At 73.8% G+C, this 982-nt stretch carries 2 protein-coding genes and 1 pseudogene; all 3 read left to right on the top strand.

The genetic code is table 11. The features are described 5' to 3' along the window. Positions 1 to 109 precede the first annotated feature (109 nt). A pseudogene (locus IG05_RS50395) lies at positions 110 to 334 on the top strand (hypothetical protein); the annotation flags it as partial. A gap of 29 nt (positions 335 to 363) precedes the next feature. After that, complete coding sequence (locus IG05_RS49845; protein WP_324605060.1) at positions 364 to 648, top strand: polyketide synthase dehydratase domain-containing protein; 285 nt, start codon at positions 364 to 366, stop codon at positions 646 to 648. Then, positions 645 to 982 (top strand): SpnB-like Rossmann fold domain-containing protein (locus IG05_RS43170; RefSeq protein WP_037815905.1); only part of this gene is annotated, 338 nt, incomplete at its 3' end. The genes IG05_RS49845 and IG05_RS43170, both read left to right, overlap by 4 nt.

The following is a 982-nucleotide window of genomic DNA, read 5'->3' as shown; positions in this document are numbered from 1 at the left end:
CGGCCCCGACGCCGTCCTCACCGCCCTCACCCAGGACACACTCGACGACACCACCACCATCCCCCTCCTGCGCCGCGACCACGACGAAACCCGCAGCCTGGTCTCCGGCATGGCCCAGGCGTTCACCGCGGGCGTGCCGGTCGACTGGCAGGCCTACCTCCGTCCCGCGGCCGCGGCCCCGGCACCCCTGCCCACCTACGCCTTCCAGCGCGAGCGCTACTGGCTCGACCCCGTCGACGCCCCCGCCGACGCCGAGGGGCTGGGGCTGAGGGCCGTCGGGCACCCCATCCTGGGTGCCTCGCTGGGTCTGGCCGCCCGGGACGAGTACGTGCTGACCAGCCGCATCTCGCTGCGCACCCATCCCTGGCTGGCCGACCACATGTCTACGAGCATCTGGAGGAGCTGGGTTACGCCTATGGTCCGGCGTTCCGCGGGCTGCGGCGGGCCTGGCTGGGCGAGGGCGAGGTGTTCGCCGAGGTCGCCCTCCCGGAGGCGCTGCGCGCCGAGGCGGGGCGTTACCTGCTGCACCCGGCACTGCTGGACGCCGCCCTGCACACACTGCTGCCCGGCGTGGTGGACCCCGACCGGGAGGCCCTCGTGCCGCCGTCACCGGAGAGGACGTCACCGACCTCGCCGCCTCCGGCGTGACCGGACTGGTCCGCGTCGCCCAGACCGAACACCCCGGCCGCATCGTCCTGGCAGACCTCGAACCCGGAACCGACCTCGACACCCCGCGGATCCTCAGCACCGGCGAACCCCAACTGGCCGTACGCGCCGGAATCACCCACGTTCCCCGCCTGACCCGCACAAGCACCGACCCCGACACCCGCACCGGCACCGACACCCGCACCGGCACCGGCACCGACACCCGCACCGGCACCGGACGCGCCGTCAACTGGGACCAGGGCACCATCCTGATCACCGGCGCCACCGGAACACTGGGCACGGTACTGGCCCGCCACCTGGTCACCACCCACGGCGC

Source organism: Streptomyces sp. NRRL S-1022 (assembly GCF_000720135.1).
In the GTDB taxonomy this organism is placed as follows: domain Bacteria; phylum Actinomycetota; class Actinomycetes; order Streptomycetales; family Streptomycetaceae; genus Streptomyces.
This window is presented reverse-complemented; position numbering and strand designations above follow the sequence as displayed.